Origin of the sequence: Nitrosomonas sp. (assembly GCF_022842015.1) — a bacterium.
Classification (GTDB): Bacteria; Pseudomonadota; Gammaproteobacteria; order Burkholderiales; family Nitrosomonadaceae; genus Nitrosomonas.
The window spans coordinates 19,724-35,237 of record NZ_JALHQJ010000034.1 but is presented as its reverse complement, the minus strand read 5'-3'; the positions used below and the strand labels follow the sequence as shown (position 1 = coordinate 35,237).

Sequence of the window (15,514 nt, the reverse complement as noted above, 5' to 3'; positions counted from 1 at the left end):
AGCCGATTGGAAATATTCCACCAGCAGAATTTGAAATGGCATATTATCGCCAATTAAAGGAGTCAGCTGATGCAGCTTGACTCAAACCAAACAGTCTCCGGTAAATCCGGGGCGATTCATTGATTTGGTAGCCGGTGAAATTCAACTACGCAGCAAACGCGCATTGATTGAATTATTCATTGAAGAAAACCTGCCCAAACTCAAACCCAATGAAAATGTAATTAAAGCATTTGAGAATTATTGGACGGCCAACAAGAAAGAAGCTTTCAGCAAATTATGCGCAGAAGAAAACCTGTCACCGCAAGAACTGGAAAAGATACTTAACCACTATACCTTTGCCAATCGTATGCCACGTGATCAGGAAATTGTCGACACGCTCAACTTTAAACCCAGGATATTGGAACGCAAACCAATCATCGAACGGGTAGCCGATAAGATTGAATCGTTTATTGATACATTTGTTGAGGGGATGGGTGGGAGTGTTTGAGTGAGTGATTTTTTTGCTATCGCATCGCGGTTTTGTCGGTTTTATTTCGTAGGGCTATTCAATCCTGGTAAAAATCCTAGTAATCCAAATAACACCCGCAGAAGGTAAGCGAAAGTGCGGTTGATATAGATAGTATTTACAGCGCTGTTGAGTCAGATTTTAACCAGAGAGCCAGCGCAATGGTGTGAAATTGAACAGGGATTAATAACGGATTAGAAGGGTCGCAGGCTGAAGGAATGGGTATGCCACAGTAAAGCAGTTTATAGAGACACTCGGCAATCTATAGTATAGAAGCAATTAATTATCCGGCATATTGACGTAATTTATTATTTTTATAATCTTGTAAGCATATTACCGAACCTTTATTGCCACCAATCTTTGCAGTTTCTGTAGTGCTCATAATTCCATAAGACTCATAACTAACTGTTTGATTTCTTTTGTTAAAAAGATGAATGAGATAATCTTTTCGGTTGCCCACCATTCCATTTGCTACTGCATATTTCCAAATATAGTTAAAAATACCACCTGGAGAAAGTTCTGATTCTTTTATATTCGATAGATCAATTATGGCGTTACAGACTTGCAAATTTGTTTTGCGATCAATAAATGAAACGATAGTCTGCATTTTTAATGCACTCCAAGATAAATAAGCGGTAATTATTATTTCGTTGCCGATCAAATTATCATGGTATGTGTATATTGAAATCGAATAACAAACGTCACTCTACCTTTCTATTTTTAAATCATTTCTGGTGCCCTACCTTATTTGCTTTTTGGCTGCGATAAAAATTCTTACGAATTACATTGACCCACTAAAATTCACTAGAATCAATCACAAGTGATTTTCTTTCAATATCCTGACTTTTGGTTATGTATTGCGTTATTTAAGCACTGTATCGGAGCGTGTTGTAATTGCCCAGGCGGTTAAGAATGAACTGGGTGAAAGGCGTGGTGGATACCAAAAATAAAACCACAAAATTTTGTGAAATAATCCCAATGAAGGAAAAGCGACTGGGGAAATAGCTGCTGAGAAATCCGGTTTCGGAAACAAGGAAACGTATCAATAAGCAAAAAAGTGGTTGAAATTGGGACACCTGAATTAGTTGAAGCTATGGATAGCGGAAGGGTCAAGCAAAGTGTTGGTGCTAAGTTAACCAACATAGCCAAGTGACAAATTTGCCAGAAACAAATAATTTGATAGATACTCGTGACGAGCTATCCTCAATGTCCGAGGTAGTTGGAAACACGATTTTTGGCGAAAAAGGAACTAGGTTCCAAAATCGGACAAAGTGCCAATTTTCATGATGAGCTTGAATTGCTGATTTATAACCGATTGATAGTCCAGGACTGATCTGGCTGGTTTAATGGTTGATTTCTACCTTCTACTGCGAACCTAGGAACAGCCACAGCCGGTCGTCCAGATGCATTCACATAAATATTTCTGATCAAAACTCTGGCTCCACTGGTAATTCCTCTCCTGGTATTTCGATAGTAGGCTTGGGTTTACATTCAAACGACCAACCCATGTTCTGCCTAGCGTAAACTTTACCAAGAGACTCGCAAGATTCTTTTTCTTTATTAGAATATATAGACCAAGATATAAATATTGCCAGTAATAGGATTGTATATAAAACAACTTTTGTTTTTTCGCTCATTTCCTCTCCTTATAAGCGCAGTTATCTAGATTAGTGCTGCTGGTGTCTTAGTATACTTCCCCCACTACCTGCAATTTGATATGTACTCCAGGTATTCTTGGTAGATATCTATGCAAGCTCATTGAGGTATGCTGATTTTCATGGAGTCCGAAGTTTCATAAAATGAGAACATGAAATGGAGGATGGAGATGGAATTACCCCGCGCTCAATATAGCCAGGAATTTAGGGAGCAGTCAGTTAAGTTTTTTAAAGAAAGTGGATTAACTTTGGTTGAGGCAGAAATACTATGCAAATTTGCGTGTTGCTTAAACCGATGGACTCCATTTTGACAGCACATATCAAACATCTGTGCACTATCAAAGTTCACGACAAAGTCATTGGCGGCGCTTATGTCCAGACACATTGAACCGGTCAGCGTGATATTGCAGAGGCCTTTTGATTGGATAAAACATATAATTCCAATGCGTATTGATCGCCCTTATTTGCCGAACAATACATTCTGTTTCCCAGCAAAGTAACCCCAGTGTTACCCCAGCTTTTTTCTTCACTTTCCTTTGCTTCTATAACTGCTTGAATTTAATGGTGGCCAAGGGCGGAATCGAACCACCGACACAAGGATTTTCAGTCCTCTGCTCTACCGACTGAGCTACTTGGCCATTTGAGAAATAACTAGAAAAAAGACAAGTCTGTTTATTGAATTGCAATAAGAGCTTCGATGAGTTGGCGCGCCCGGCAGGATTCGAACCCACGACCCCTTGGTTCGTAGCCAAGTACTCTATCCAACTGAGCTACGGGCGCTTAAGTACAATCGAATTACTTCCAGCTTGTTAAGCAACCGGGGGATTATATCAGATTGAATCAATCACCGGATTCGAAGTTGCATTTTGCTACCGTTCCGATGTTTTCAAACTGTAATCAACTCAGCCGATTGTTTCTCTGCAAATCATCACAATTTCATTTTCGGGGGCGATGATGGTGTATTTGGCTGATCTTGTCAAGATTAAACTCCATTTGCACCGATTCTTGACAGGTCCTTGAGAAACTGTCTGCGTCGTTGTTGCGGTGTTGGAAAAGGGCTTGGAGTGCGCATTGCTACGCGTTTTCACTCGTTTTTCCTAATATCGACATTGATCGAGAATATTTCTCGCAGCTTGATGTGCCATCGACTGTTAACTCAATTGCTTTGAGCCTGAAATATGTTGTTACTTTTCGCTATTAAGGTCATGCAGAAACGCTTTAATGCGCGCCGCGTTGGTGCCCATGTCGCTAATGCCAATGCGGGAGGCGGAGCGCATATCAACGATTGTTTTATCCGCTTTAGCAGATACGCGAATCACAACATCATCCTTAAAACCCATGAATTGGGTTGTATCTGTCGCCTCGATGATGCCATCCTCTGCAGAGACAGCAATAATTTCCCAGCCACGCGCCTTAGCGAGCGCGACGGCTTCCGAAAACACTTGACTCGGATCTTTATCAATCAGCAGAGGACCGAGGTCGGGATAACCTACTTGCTGAAGCAGGGTAAGATTAGCTGGAGTTTGTCGGTCTAGCGCGTTGTGTTCGGCTGTGCGCAGAGCAAGAATGGTCTCGAAGCTTGGTGGATTTTGCAGGTCGGTGCTGATGTCATGAATACGCGGTACTTTGTATCCTGCCTGAATAGTGAGGAAAACAGGCGCTACAACAGTAAGGCCAAGTGCCAGTCCAGCGAACGCTAAAAGCGCTCCCGTCACTTTAGTGTCGACCGGTGTAATGATGGCGAGAATGCTGACGATGGCGGAAAGTATGGCCATCATACCCAGTGCTGCTCCGCCGATAAGAATGACCAATGCCACTTGGTAATTCATGATGCCAAAACGATATCCCAGAACAGCTAGAGCCGCGATAGCTGCGGATAGGCACGCATGTTTGAAACTCCAACGCGCAAACTCCGAGCGCTCTTTTGTTTTTGCTTTCATTTTCTTCAGTTACCTTGAATTAATTTGGATACGAAATTATAGCAGTCGTAATCCAACGGCTTATCGCATTTCAGATACAGGTGAAATATTTGCAGTACGTGATTCTGAATAAATGAATGTATTGCTAGAAGCGTGCAGCAACCCATTGCAGAGAAGTGATTGAATACACACCAAGGTTGAGATAAATCAACGTGTATTGCTAAATATTTCTATACATTAAAAATACAATACGCAATACGACAGAATTGGATTAAGCTAACGTTCTATGCAGAGGAGAAAAACGACATGACGACAAAATATATACTCTTAACCGCGTTATTTTCAGCTTGGGTGCTTGCTGCTTGTAATGAGCCTAAAAGAACGCCTGATGGGCATCTGATGGATAGACCGAAAATGTCGGCCTATGGTCCAGATGATGTCACAAGGCATGATACGGGCGCTACTGATGCTGACGGTACAGCTGCTGAGGACAAAAAGTAATCTTTATACGATCAACTCGCAGGAAGGCTGAGCCAGATCCAATTGTGTAAGCGGGTAGGTCGGCGCTATGGGTGATGAGCTTTGGGGATGTTTTTCTAGTGTACAAAAGCTCAAGTGAAAAGTATCCCTTAAGTTTATTTTTTCCCCAGTGCATTCACTGCATCCAATTTAGCTGCTTTACTGGCGGGCAGCATACTGGCTAGAATTCCGGTGATTAAAGCGACTGTAATTCCTGCCATAGAAGCCCATGCCGGTGGCCAGGCGGGAAGCTGCGGGAAGGTTAAACGTAGAATAAAGCTGCCAAATTGTCCTAACAAGAATCCTAAAATAGCCCCTGCTAACGACAACAAGACCGCTTCAGCAAAGAACAGGCGACGGATATCGGCGGATGATGCGCCGATGGCTTTCAGCAGGCCGATCTCTGCAGTGCGTTGACTGACCGCAACCAGCATCACATTCATTACCAAAATACCGGCAACAATCAGACTGATCGCGGCAATCCCGGCGACTGCCAGAGTCAATGCCTGCAGAATGCGGTCAAAGGTCGAGAGAATGGCATCTTGCGTAATCACGGTAATATCTTCTTCTCCGTCGTGATTCTGTTTTACTGTCGCTAATATGGCCTGCTTTGCCGGTTCGATTTCACTGTGGCTCTTGGCTTCAATCAGAATACGGAATAGTGAAGTCGTATTAAACATGGCTTGTGCATAACCAATCGGAATAATGACAATTTCATCAGTATTGTATCCCATGGTTTCACCTTGCGACATCAGAACACCGGAGACCAGAAATCGACTATCGCCCAATCGAACGCGCTGCCCGATGGCTTGAACGCGGGGAAAGAATTCATTGGCTATTTTTGCGCCCAGAACGATTTGAGCATTATTCTCAGTGCCATGTGCCAAGAAGCTCCCTTGCGCCAGCACCATGTGCCGGATCGGTATCAGATGGGCGTTGCTGCCAAGCACGGTCACCGCGCGCAAGCGATTGGCAGCGGATAGCTCCGCTTCGCCGACATTGAGCGGTGCATAACGGCGCACTTGCGGTAAGCGGCCGATCAATTGTGCATCCTTTAGCGTCAGGTCACGTGGCGTCTGGCCCAACACTGCACCCAAGAATGCCCCCGAAGTTTCTGCACGTCCGGGCAGCACTACGAGCAAATTGGTGCCGATGGAAGAAAATTGATTGATTACATAGTTTCTTGCGCCATCGCCCAAAGCTGTCAACACTACCACGGCAGCTACCCCCAGTGCCATCGCGAGTATGATCAGCAATGAGCGAATGCGATAGCTCAGCACCGCTTTAAATGATGTTTGTACTGTATCAATCAGTTTCATTTGCTTGGTCGGTTAAAATTTCCCCATCGCGCATGCCGATCTGGCGATGTGCACGCGCACCCAATTCCCGATCGTGCGTGACAACAATTAACGTAGTTCCACGGTGATGGAGATCTTCCAACAGCGTCATCACTTCTGCACCGATTTGATGATCCAGGTTTCCGGTGGGTTCATCCGCCAGAATGACACTGGGTTGCATGATGGTTGCGCGCGCAATCGCAACGCGCTGACGCTGTCCGCCGGAAAGCTCCGCCGGACGATGCTGTGCGCGTTCTTTTAGTTCGAAAGCCTGTAACGCTTGATCGACGCGGACCTGTCGTTGTTCAGACGGTACGCCACTGAGTGTTAATGGCAATTCGATATTTTCTGCGGCGGTCAAGCGTGGAACAAGATGGAATGATTGAAAGACGAAGCCGATTCTTTCGCGGCGGATTTGCGCTTGCTCGGTTTCCGATAAATCGGTAACTAATTTTTCATCCAGCTCATAACGTCCGCTATCGGGTTTGTCGAGTAAGCCGAGAATATTCAGCAAAGTGGATTTCCCCGAACCGGAAGGCCCCATGATCGAAACATACTCTCCTGAGGTGATCTGCAGATTGATGTTATTCAGCGCATAAACCGCTTGATCACCCATATGAAATGTGCGCGTTATAGCAGTCAAGCGAATCATGATTATTGAGGTTTAGACTGCACGACAACACCTGTTTTGATATCGTCTTGATCAAAAGACATCAGCACTTGATCGCCTGCTTTTAAGCCACTGCGCACCTCGGTAAAACTCCAATTGCTCAAACCGGTTTCCAAAGTTTGTTCAGCTAATCGATTATTTTTATCCATAGCCCAGACTTTATTGTTTTGCCGGATGGCTTGCGTCGGAATACGCACTACGGCTTCCTTGCGCTCAAGGATTACTTCCACATCGGCACTGTAACCCACTAGCAGGGTATCTGTTGGAATATGCAGAAAATCCACTTCGATATCCACTGTGCGAGCTTGCTTCTCGATTTCAGTCACGTAGGGTGCAATACGCCGGACTTTCCCAGGAAAAGTTTTTTTCGGCATGGCATCGAGCGTGATGCGCGCTTCCTGTCCCACCTTGATTTTGGGCGCATCGACTTCATCCATTGGTGCGGTGATATACAAACAACGGTCGTCGATCAGATCAATCGTCGGCGGAGTAGGGATACCGGGTGGCGAAGGGGTGGTGAATTCGCCTAATTCACCGGAAATTTTTCCAATCACGCCGGAAAACGGCGCGGTAATGATGGTGCGGTCGATCCCGGCCTGAGATACGTGGATCTGCGCTTCGGCGCGCTTGATGTCGGAAATGGCCGCTTCGCAACTGGCCTGGCGGGAGCGTGCGTTGGCGTGGGCATCGTCGTAGCGTTGTGAGCTGACAAAGCCCTGTTCGACCAATTGTTGCGTACGGATCGATTCACGTTGGGCGTTTTCCGCCAGAATGCAGGTTTCGCGACGCCGCTCTTGCGCCATTGTTAGCTGGCGTTGTGACAGCTCGCGCTGTGCTTGTAAATCGTGATTCCATAACTCCAACAGAACCTGATCCTTCTGCACATGGTCGCCTTCTTTAACCCATATTTTGGCAATCTTTCCACCGGTTATCGGTGCAAGATTGGATCGCTGGCAGGATTTGACCGTGCCCGCGCGCGTGTTGACGATCGTGGCTTCTACGTCACCTGTGGCGATGACGGCTAAATCCACTTCCAATGGTTCTGGCCGGGTGTAATACCAGCTTGTGAGCGCAATCGCAATTGCTATGGCACTATAACCGATTAATCGAAGCGGTTTGCTAATAGATGGCATCGTTAGAAACAATCTGCAGGTGAACAGGAAATATCATGGTGTTGTGTTTCAGTGCAAATATGCGTATTTTACACGCTCAGTCGGCATTGCTTGCTGACAACTCACAAAAACCGAAAAAACCTTAAACAGACTTTCCGTATGATTGATATTTGGCGCACAAAATTCATTTTATCCGACTCCGACCAACCCACGACGGCGATAGCTATCCGCCCCACCGAAAGCGATTACGAAACACTGGATGCGAAAACCTTTGAAGCGATTGAGGCAGAAGCCCTGTTTCATGCGATCAATCAAACTCAGACTGAAACCGGTCGGCTGACGCTGTATCGCTCCATCGCCCGTCCGGCTCAGGATGCAGGAATGTTGCAGCAAAAACAGATAGCGTTGCGTGAAATAGAATCTGATCCGCAACTACATGATGCGATTGAAAAATTTGTGAGAAGAACGGTTTCCGGGGAAAAATCATTGAAATATCTGTTGTATGGTGAGTTTGATGGCGGCCTGACAACCGAAGAGCCGAGCAGCCGCACGGATAAACTGGAATTTGGCGGCTATGGTTATCGGCAATATGTCGACGGCACCGAATTTGTCATGGATCTGGTCGAGGGCGCTGCACAAATTCCACAGCCACAGTCTACCTATTTGCGCACACTGCTGGATGCCTTTCGTGATTTCGGTCAATCGCGCATCTATGCATTGATGCAAGGCCCGGCTTACGTCTCCGGCAGCAAGTTCAAAAGCAAGAAAGAAAAATCGGCCTTCGATCTATATTCACGTTTCCGGCCTACCTTGTTTAAACTCATACCGATGGTGACTTTCTTTGCCGCGTCGTACGGGATTTTATTTTTCTTGCAAAATTTCATGCCGCAGTTCAATGCGTCTTACATTGGCTACGGCATCCTGGCACTCACGGTACCGGTGTTTCCGATTGTGTTGCTGGCGATGGGCGTATCCGACCGTGACTCGATCATTTATCCGTTGCGCAGGCAATTCCGTGAAAGCCCGGAACTGGCCAAGACTATTGAAGCATATGGCATGCTGGATGAATTGTTGTCATTCTACCGCTACGGTCAATCGATTGCTGGCGACAAGGTATTGCCGCAAATCCTTGATGAAAAGCAGCACCGCCTGACCGTCAGTCAAGCGCGAAACCCTTTGCTGATAAGGACCATTCCTGATTACGTGCCGAATGATATTCACCTCGATCAGGCAGGGCGCGTACTGATCATCACCGGCCCGAACAGCGGCGGCAAGACGGCGTATTGCAAAACCGTGGTGCAAATTCAATTACTCGGGCAGATCGGTTGCTACATCCCCGCCATGCAAGGGCAACTGGTTCCAGCGGAACATCTCTATTATCAAGTGCCCGACCCCGGTCAGCTCAGCGCCGCAATGGGTCGTTTCGGCCATGAACTCCAGCGTACCAAGGAGATTTTCTTTAATGCCACTCCGCTCAGTCTGGTGGTGCTGGATGAATTATCCGAAGGCACCACGTTTGAAGAAAAAATGACCATTTCGGAATATATCCTGAAAGGATTCCATAAACTCGGCGCGAGCACTTTGCTGGTCACGCATAATCACGAACTGTGCGAACTGTTACAAAAAGACAGCATTGGCCGCTACCTGCAAGTTGAATTCCAACCGCAAGGCCCGACGCACCGAATGATTGAAGGTATCTCCAAAGTCAGTCATGCGGATCGTGTCGCCAGTGCGATAGGGTTTAGTCAGAGGGACGTGGAAGCGCATTTGGAGCGGCAGGGTGACAATCATGAAAGCAGAATATGATTTGTCAAAGATGAAGTCGCGTAAGAATCCCTATGCTGTCAGATTCAAAAATTTGTCGTCTGAGGTTGAATGAGGCGTGTCATCCTGACCTGAGCGGGCTTTTCGATCCAAAGAAATCTGCGGCAATGGCTTGTTAAAGAGAGAGTGACAACACGTTAAGCGTAAGCGTTTATTTTTAACCAAAAATCATTAAAAACTCTCCTGCAAGAATACCCACAAAACCCAGAATCAGTAATAGTGTTCTCATGACAGGTTGCTCTAACATGGGCTGGAAAACGCCGCTTCTGATATTGCCTATTTTTTCAATGGTTGCATCAATATCTGCTACTTGATGCTTGAATTCCTTTTTCAAGCTTTCTGCGCTTTTAATGACTGCAAACTTAAGTTTCTCTGCTTCGGAGCGGATCATAAAACCGGCAAATATGAGCAGTGATATGCATGCGCCGAAACTGACCGCTTTGCTATACGGGAAATCCTGATTATCAAAATAGGATATTCTGGCAAATAGCATTAATATAATACAAATCAAGGGATAGTAAATCAGGCCGTCCACTACCTGCGTTCTTTCGGCTACTAGGTTAACGATTTCTTCAAGTTTTTTATGAGATTCGTTTTTTTTATAACTGGTGTGGGCATATTTGATTTCTGCTAGATCTTTTTGAGTTGGATAAACATCAGATTCCTTTATACGCGTTAAATAGACATCATCAACGATCAGAGGATGTTGTATACGCAGCTTTCTAATAAAATAATAGTTCAGTCTATAGGTGTCCAACACAAAGAATGACAAAAACATAATTACAATAAAACTGGCTATACCTATAAACCAATCTATATAAAAAGCAGAGCTTAAAGCAAAATCGCCTCGAACGGGTTGGGGCCAGGAAGGCACTAAATAAAAAAGTATGGTTTCAATTAACGCAAATACTAACCACATCATAGTGATGCGAATAAGGCACGGTTGCAATTGACTAAGGCTGCTGTATTCGATCCATAAACCCTTCTCTAGCGTGAGTTTGGGGCATAATTTATGGTCCGCTTCTAATTTCTTAATATGTTTAGAGAGTAACTCATGATCTGCATTTAATTTCGTAATGAATTCAACGTCTAACTGATGATCTGTTACTAATTTCGCAATATGGTCAGGAAGTGACTTGTGATGCTCATCTAATGTATCAATGAGCTTAGGGAGTAACTTCTGATCTTTTTCTAATTCTGCAATGTGTTTAATGTTTAAGTTACGATTTGTTTCTAATCTCTTAAGGAGTTCAGGTAGTAACTTCTGATCAGTTTTTAATTTCTTAATGAGTTTAGCAAGTAGGTTCTGATCTTTTCTTAAATTCTTAATGAGTTCATTGCGTAACTTACGAACCATTTCTGATTTCGTAATAGATTCAGAGAGTAAATCATAACCTGTACCTAAATTCGTAATGAGTTCAGAGAGGTAGCCATTGTTAACTTTCGAATAGCACTCATCATCATGAGTCCAATGTGTGACTGCTATGAAATAAGGTTTGAAACATAAATGCTCCACAGCAAAGTATGCGACTATACATAGTCCTAAGAATATTACACAAAAATAAAAATTGACATCCCCATCCGGCTCAAGATCGTTTAATGCATAAAAAAACATGCTCACAATGATGAAGAAAACAAGACCAACTTTTTTCCATAAAGCATTCTGAGCTTGCTCCCCATTGTTAATATTATCTTTTTCAAAAAATTTAATTTGCAGATACTTAAAGTTTCTTTGAAGTATGCTTTCTGATCCAAAGTAGGCGTCGTAGAAAAAATACCCAGCCAATGCGATTGCAATGATTTGAATAAATATAGCCGGCCATAAGCTAATGCCATTCGTGAAGCTCAGAGGTTCTTCATTTTTCTCAATTGCTTGATAATGAAAATAAAAGATTACGATAGCAACAAGTCCTATATAAAAGCATAACTTAATGGAGTTAGGACGGAATCCGTAAAGTAAGGCAATCAAAGCGATGGTTATACCAACCAATAACTTAAGCTGTTGGTAATTTTGCTCTTGATTAAACATTTCCTCAGGAAGTATTTTCTCAAGGTTTTCATTATGATCAGACGATGGTGGCAAAAAAACGTGGCCATTCCGGCCGATTTCAAAAAGTACAGGTGAGAAGCTTGTATTGCTTAAATTATTGCCAGCTAATAATCGTTTCGTGTTGTAAAAAATTTCTGCTTGTTGACTATCACGAAAAGCAGGAAACGAAGTTTGTAGAGTTTGTTGATTATCACCAGCATCAGAAGAATTTTTTTTGATTGAGGGAGGGAGTCGCAAGCCGAAAGATGAGGCAACCACCAAATTTCTGGTCCAACGGAAATATTGCGGATGAAGCATCCTGGCATCCAGATCGGTGGTTAATATTAAAATATTTGGCATCTCTGACCGCAAAGCCTGAAGAATGAGCAGTTTGTCATCAAAATCGCTGCCAAAAATAACCACTGCTCTTATTCCACCAATACGCTTTTCAAAATTGATAGATTTATGACTATTTTTAATTTGTGTGGCCATGCGATGAAGGTAGTCATATTGTGCCGCACCCAAAGGCGGGTTGCGAAGATCCACAGAGGATAAGTATCCATCTTCATTCCATTTCTTGGGCTTGCGATTTTCTTCTTTTTCTAATCGATGCTGATAGGCATCCAACCCTTTATAATAAGAAAATCTATTAATATCACCTTTTATCGATTCTTTTTTTAGATTGGCTTGTAGTTTGTCTGATAACTTGCGTATATATTGTGTGTCCTGCTCAACGATAATAGCTATTTCAGAAGAATCTTTAATTCTTCGATACTTAATGAGTTCCTCGGCTAGTTTTTCAACTAAATCTTTTGAATGTTGTGGAAGAAATTTTAAAGGCCGTATAATTTTTTCCGGATAGCTATCTGACGTTGTGTTAGTGGCTTTTTCATCCGATTCATTAGATTCTTTATTACCACCGGAACCGTTCCAGCAATAGTCTGAGTAGCTCCAATCAAAAAGATATAAATTTTTCTTAGCATGGGTAGAGTTTTTATTCTCATGGGTTAGAGACATTAAAAATTCGTGAGCATTATCAGGATCATCTTTATGATTAGTAGCAGCGTCTTCGCTAGTTTCATTTTTTTGGGAAAGAAGAGTTTTACCGTTGAAAACACTATCATCTAACCATAATAGAATTACATCGTTGGGTTTCTCCTTCCCCTTTTCCACGTTTTGCGTGAAAGTGAAATGTTCCCAGCCTACATTATATTTTTTATCAGGATCGTTTTCAGCGCCAAACCTACAATAATGTAATTGATGAGGTTCTTCTGATGGGCTATAGCCAGCTTCGATGAGTCCTGCAATTTTTGCGTAACGGTGCCGGATGCGAGTTTCTTTGTTTTCCGCGGGGTTAAGGCCAATATCCAATAAAGCAGCAAATATCTCAACAGACTTATCGTTAATTTTTTTTCCTAGTGACTCGCACTTTTGATCATAAAGGCTTGTCGTGACTCTTTCCTTGTTCAGTTTAAAAGTTTTTCCAAAAGGATCCTCCCATAACCAGCTCTTGTAGGCATGATTCACGTTTAGATCTAAAAGTTCGCTTGAGGTAGTGTCAGCGGGGCGGGAACTCTTGATAGGATTATCATGCAATATCAAGAATCCAAATAGAATAAGTATAGCCAGTCCGGCAAACGCCAAATCCGGTTCTTTATCTCTCTGCGGAAGTATCATGTGGTTACTCCCTTTTTAAGTGGGTAATACCAAATCACTAAACTTCAGACTTGCTTTGAGTTTTAAGTAACATTGTCTTAAAATCAGCTTACTTTATATTCGACTCCAGAGTCAATAATCCGATCTTCTCAGTTAAGCCTACTGAGAAGATCGCAATCGCAGTCAAGTAAATGTTTTTCTATCAAAATCAAGTCATTTTAATCTCTCACTGCGTAATATGTTTATGAAGTGATTGAACAGTTATTTTCCTGGTCAATCCAGTACTATCAATTATCCCAATTCCTAAAAAGGCAGCAGAAAGTCGAGTGAAAACAGGATCTGGTCTTTGTTGCCGCCGAACGGCCGGTATGCGGTCGTATGATACGCATCGACCCGGTCATAGCGAATGTTTGGGCGGATCGTAAGTTTCTTCAGTGCATTCCAGGTCAGTTTAAGCGTTTTGGCGGCTTTCCAGTTTAAACCGAGCGTCACGTTATAATAATCGGCCGGGGTAGCGGTGACAATGCTGGGATTGCCGGCATAACTGACGGTGGCGCCATTCACGACATTGGTGGCAGCGGCGATGCGAAACGGGGAGGGGTTACGAAAACCGTCTTCGTCACGATACCATTCGCCCCGCGCGCCAATCGATACATTGTCGGTCAGATCATAGTATAGATGCGCGAGTGCGCTGAACCATTCGGCATCTTTGATGGCATTGGTGTATTTCAGATTGTTCAGCAACACGCCGCCAGCATGACCATAGACATGGTGTAAAACTAGCAAAGTCTTGGGGGTGATTCTGTGCTTGAACACGATATTGTAGAACCCCCAGATTTCACTGCTGCGCGCGGAAGTTTCGCCATAGGTGCCGGAAAGATGAAATGAAGTGGCCTGATTGTCGCTGGTCCAGGTGAAGCCTCCCAATCCACTCCAGTTGCTTAGCTGCCTATCCCAGCCTGCGTCCCAGCCACCCGTTGCGCTGCCTGTCAATGGGCCTCCGAGAATTTGCCAGTTTGCGTTAGCTTGATAAGTGGCCAGCATGCCGGTATGGGTGAAGGGTTCGCCGACGTTCAAAGTATAAGCTCGGGTATAGAAAAAGTTGTCGGGTGCTGGAACGGTCTCGAAGCCAGTGGGCGTATAGAAATGACCTAGCTTTACGTTGAGGCCGTTGCCGACAGGCACATACGCTTCCATGAATGCTTGTGGCAGCGCGATACCGTAGGTGCGGGTTGAGGCGCAGCACAGGTTGAGGTCCCACTCACTTCTTTTGAGTGTCGTTCCATCGTTGACATCAAACGTTGGCACGCCAAACGCCTGGGTGAAAATAGCATCGGTTCCGAACATAAAATCGAAACGCCCGCCAAAATCCCACGTTTTGCCTTCGGAAACGACCGAACGCCGCATGAACAGGTTGAATTGATTCAACTGAAACTTGTTGGCCTGATCGGCAAAAATGACAGGGCCATTAAACCCTCCGGATTGGCTGGGATTTAACGTTGCGCCCCCGTGAATCCAGCCGCCGAAGTCCAGTTTGTGATGGTTAAGAAATTTTTTAAAGGTGTTGGCGCAAAGATTATCAGAATATATCGAGCAAAAAAAGATGCCGCTTGTCAGGGCGCATATCAGCCATCCTGAGTATTTCGAGTTACGTTTCATTTGGGCAGTATTATTAAGTTAACATCATGATAAATATTGTTATTATTTTTGTGAGTTTTTTGCAAAATATTGTGACTACAAAGATGAGGGTTAATGGTTTCCATTAATGAAAAACAAGGGTTATCCCAATATACATGCGGTGTTGATCAAATTAAGATGTTGCCATACGGTAGAGGAGATATTCATTATGAAAACATTGAAATTGTCAGTCGGCGTGTTGGCATTAATCGTTCTGAGCGCTTGTGCACAGATGAATGCATCGCTAATTGCACCGACCGGGATCGCGAACAATGATCATGAGGCTTTGGTCAACTATTATGAAACCGTAGCCGATGAAGCAAGATCGAATCTGCAGAAGAATAAAAGAATCCTTGAGGCTTATGAAGCACGTCCCTATTATTATGGGCGAAGAGGTTTGGATTTGCAGTCGCATACCTCCGCAAATATTCGTGCACATGAAAAGACCTTGCAAGAAAGCCTGAGATTTGCTGAGATTCATAGAAGGATGGCGACAAAACAAAGCAGCGATCCAATCAGTAAAGCGAAGGTCAAGCCGGATTTATGACTTGCTTTGGACGGGTTGGCGTAATTAGTGGGTATTGTGGGTGAGATTTGCATTTTGTCGCTTG

At 44.0% G+C, this 15,514-nt stretch carries 12 protein-coding genes and 2 tRNA genes; 4 read left to right on the top strand and 10 right to left on the bottom strand.

Going from position 1 to position 15,514, the window contains the following annotated elements:
- Positions 1–76 precede the first annotated feature (76 nt).
- Positions 77–487, top strand: a complete 411-nt coding sequence (locus Q0C11_RS08085) for a hypothetical protein (RefSeq protein WP_293007051.1) — start codon at positions 77–79, stop codon at positions 485–487.
- A gap of 301 nt (positions 488–788) precedes the next feature.
- On the opposite strand, the gene Q0C11_RS08080 is transcribed toward Q0C11_RS08085, so the two are convergent.
- From Q0C11_RS08080 to Q0C11_RS08060, 5 genes are all read right to left on the bottom strand, one after another.
- Complete coding sequence (locus Q0C11_RS08080; RefSeq protein WP_293007050.1) at positions 789–1,112, bottom strand: hypothetical protein; 324 nt, start codon at positions 1,110–1,112, stop codon at positions 789–791.
- Positions 1,113–1,932: 820 nt separating this feature from the next.
- On the bottom strand, positions 1,933–2,142 hold the full coding sequence (locus Q0C11_RS08075; RefSeq protein ID WP_293007049.1) for a hypothetical protein: 210 nt from the start codon (positions 2,140–2,142) through the stop codon (positions 1,933–1,935).
- 580 nt (positions 2,143–2,722) lie between these two features.
- Positions 2,723–2,798 (bottom strand) — tRNA-Phe (locus tag Q0C11_RS08070).
- A 65-nt stretch (positions 2,799–2,863) separates the two neighbouring features.
- Positions 2,864–2,940, bottom strand: a tRNA-Arg gene (locus tag Q0C11_RS08065).
- 404 nt (positions 2,941–3,344) lie between these two features.
- Positions 3,345–4,100, bottom strand: a complete 756-nt coding sequence (locus tag Q0C11_RS08060; RefSeq protein WP_293007048.1) for a DUF1499 domain-containing protein — start codon at positions 4,098–4,100, stop codon at positions 3,345–3,347.
- Between the two features lie 285 nt (positions 4,101–4,385).
- Here Q0C11_RS08060 and Q0C11_RS08055 point away from each other — a divergent pair, with 285 nt between their 5' ends.
- Positions 4,386–4,580, top strand: a complete 195-nt coding sequence (locus tag Q0C11_RS08055) for a hypothetical protein (RefSeq protein WP_293007047.1) — start codon at positions 4,386–4,388, stop codon at positions 4,578–4,580.
- Positions 4,581–4,714: 134 nt separating this feature from the next.
- Here Q0C11_RS08055 and Q0C11_RS08050 read toward each other — a convergent pair whose 3' ends face one another.
- The 3 genes from Q0C11_RS08050 to Q0C11_RS08040 are packed head-to-tail and all read right to left on the bottom strand — an operon-like array spanning position 4,715 to position 7,738.
- The gene (locus tag Q0C11_RS08050; protein ID WP_293007046.1) at positions 4,715–5,917 is read right to left on the bottom strand and encodes an ABC transporter permease; all 1,203 of its coding nucleotides are present in this window, start codon (positions 5,915–5,917) and stop codon (positions 4,715–4,717) included.
- A complete protein-coding gene (locus Q0C11_RS08045) occupies positions 5,904–6,587 on the bottom strand; it encodes an ABC transporter ATP-binding protein (RefSeq protein ID WP_293007045.1) in 684 nt (227 codons plus the stop codon). The genes Q0C11_RS08050 and Q0C11_RS08045 overlap by 14 nt, the downstream gene beginning before the upstream one ends.
- Positions 6,588–6,589: 2 nt before the next feature.
- A complete protein-coding gene (locus tag Q0C11_RS08040) occupies positions 6,590–7,738 on the bottom strand; it encodes an efflux RND transporter periplasmic adaptor subunit (RefSeq protein WP_293007044.1) in 1,149 nt (382 codons plus the stop codon).
- Between the two features lie 90 nt (positions 7,739–7,828).
- Here Q0C11_RS08040 and Q0C11_RS08035 point away from each other — a divergent pair, with 90 nt between their 5' ends.
- Entirely contained in the window at positions 7,829–9,523 is a 1,695-nt protein-coding gene (locus tag Q0C11_RS08035; protein WP_367273742.1) for a DNA mismatch repair protein MutS, read from the top strand.
- A gap of 175 nt (positions 9,524–9,698) precedes the next feature.
- Here the strand turns inward: Q0C11_RS08035 and Q0C11_RS08030 are convergent, their stop codons facing one another.
- Both Q0C11_RS08030 and Q0C11_RS08025 read right to left on the bottom strand, forming a co-directional pair.
- Positions 9,699–13,247 carry a hypothetical protein gene (locus Q0C11_RS08030; RefSeq protein WP_293007043.1) on the bottom strand — a complete coding sequence of 1,183 codons (3,549 nt, stop codon included), beginning with the start codon at positions 13,245–13,247 and terminating at the stop codon, positions 9,699–9,701.
- Positions 13,248–13,529: 282 nt separating this feature from the next.
- A complete protein-coding gene (locus Q0C11_RS08025; RefSeq protein ID WP_293007042.1) occupies positions 13,530–14,885 on the bottom strand; it encodes a porin in 1,356 nt (451 codons plus the stop codon).
- Positions 14,886–15,072: 187 nt separating this feature from the next.
- On the opposite strand from Q0C11_RS08025, the gene Q0C11_RS08020 reads away from it, so the two are divergent.
- The gene (locus Q0C11_RS08020; protein ID WP_293007041.1) at positions 15,073–15,450 is read left to right on the top strand and encodes a hypothetical protein; all 378 of its coding nucleotides are present in this window, start codon (positions 15,073–15,075) and stop codon (positions 15,448–15,450) included.
- The last annotated feature ends 64 nt before the right edge of the window (positions 15,451–15,514 follow it).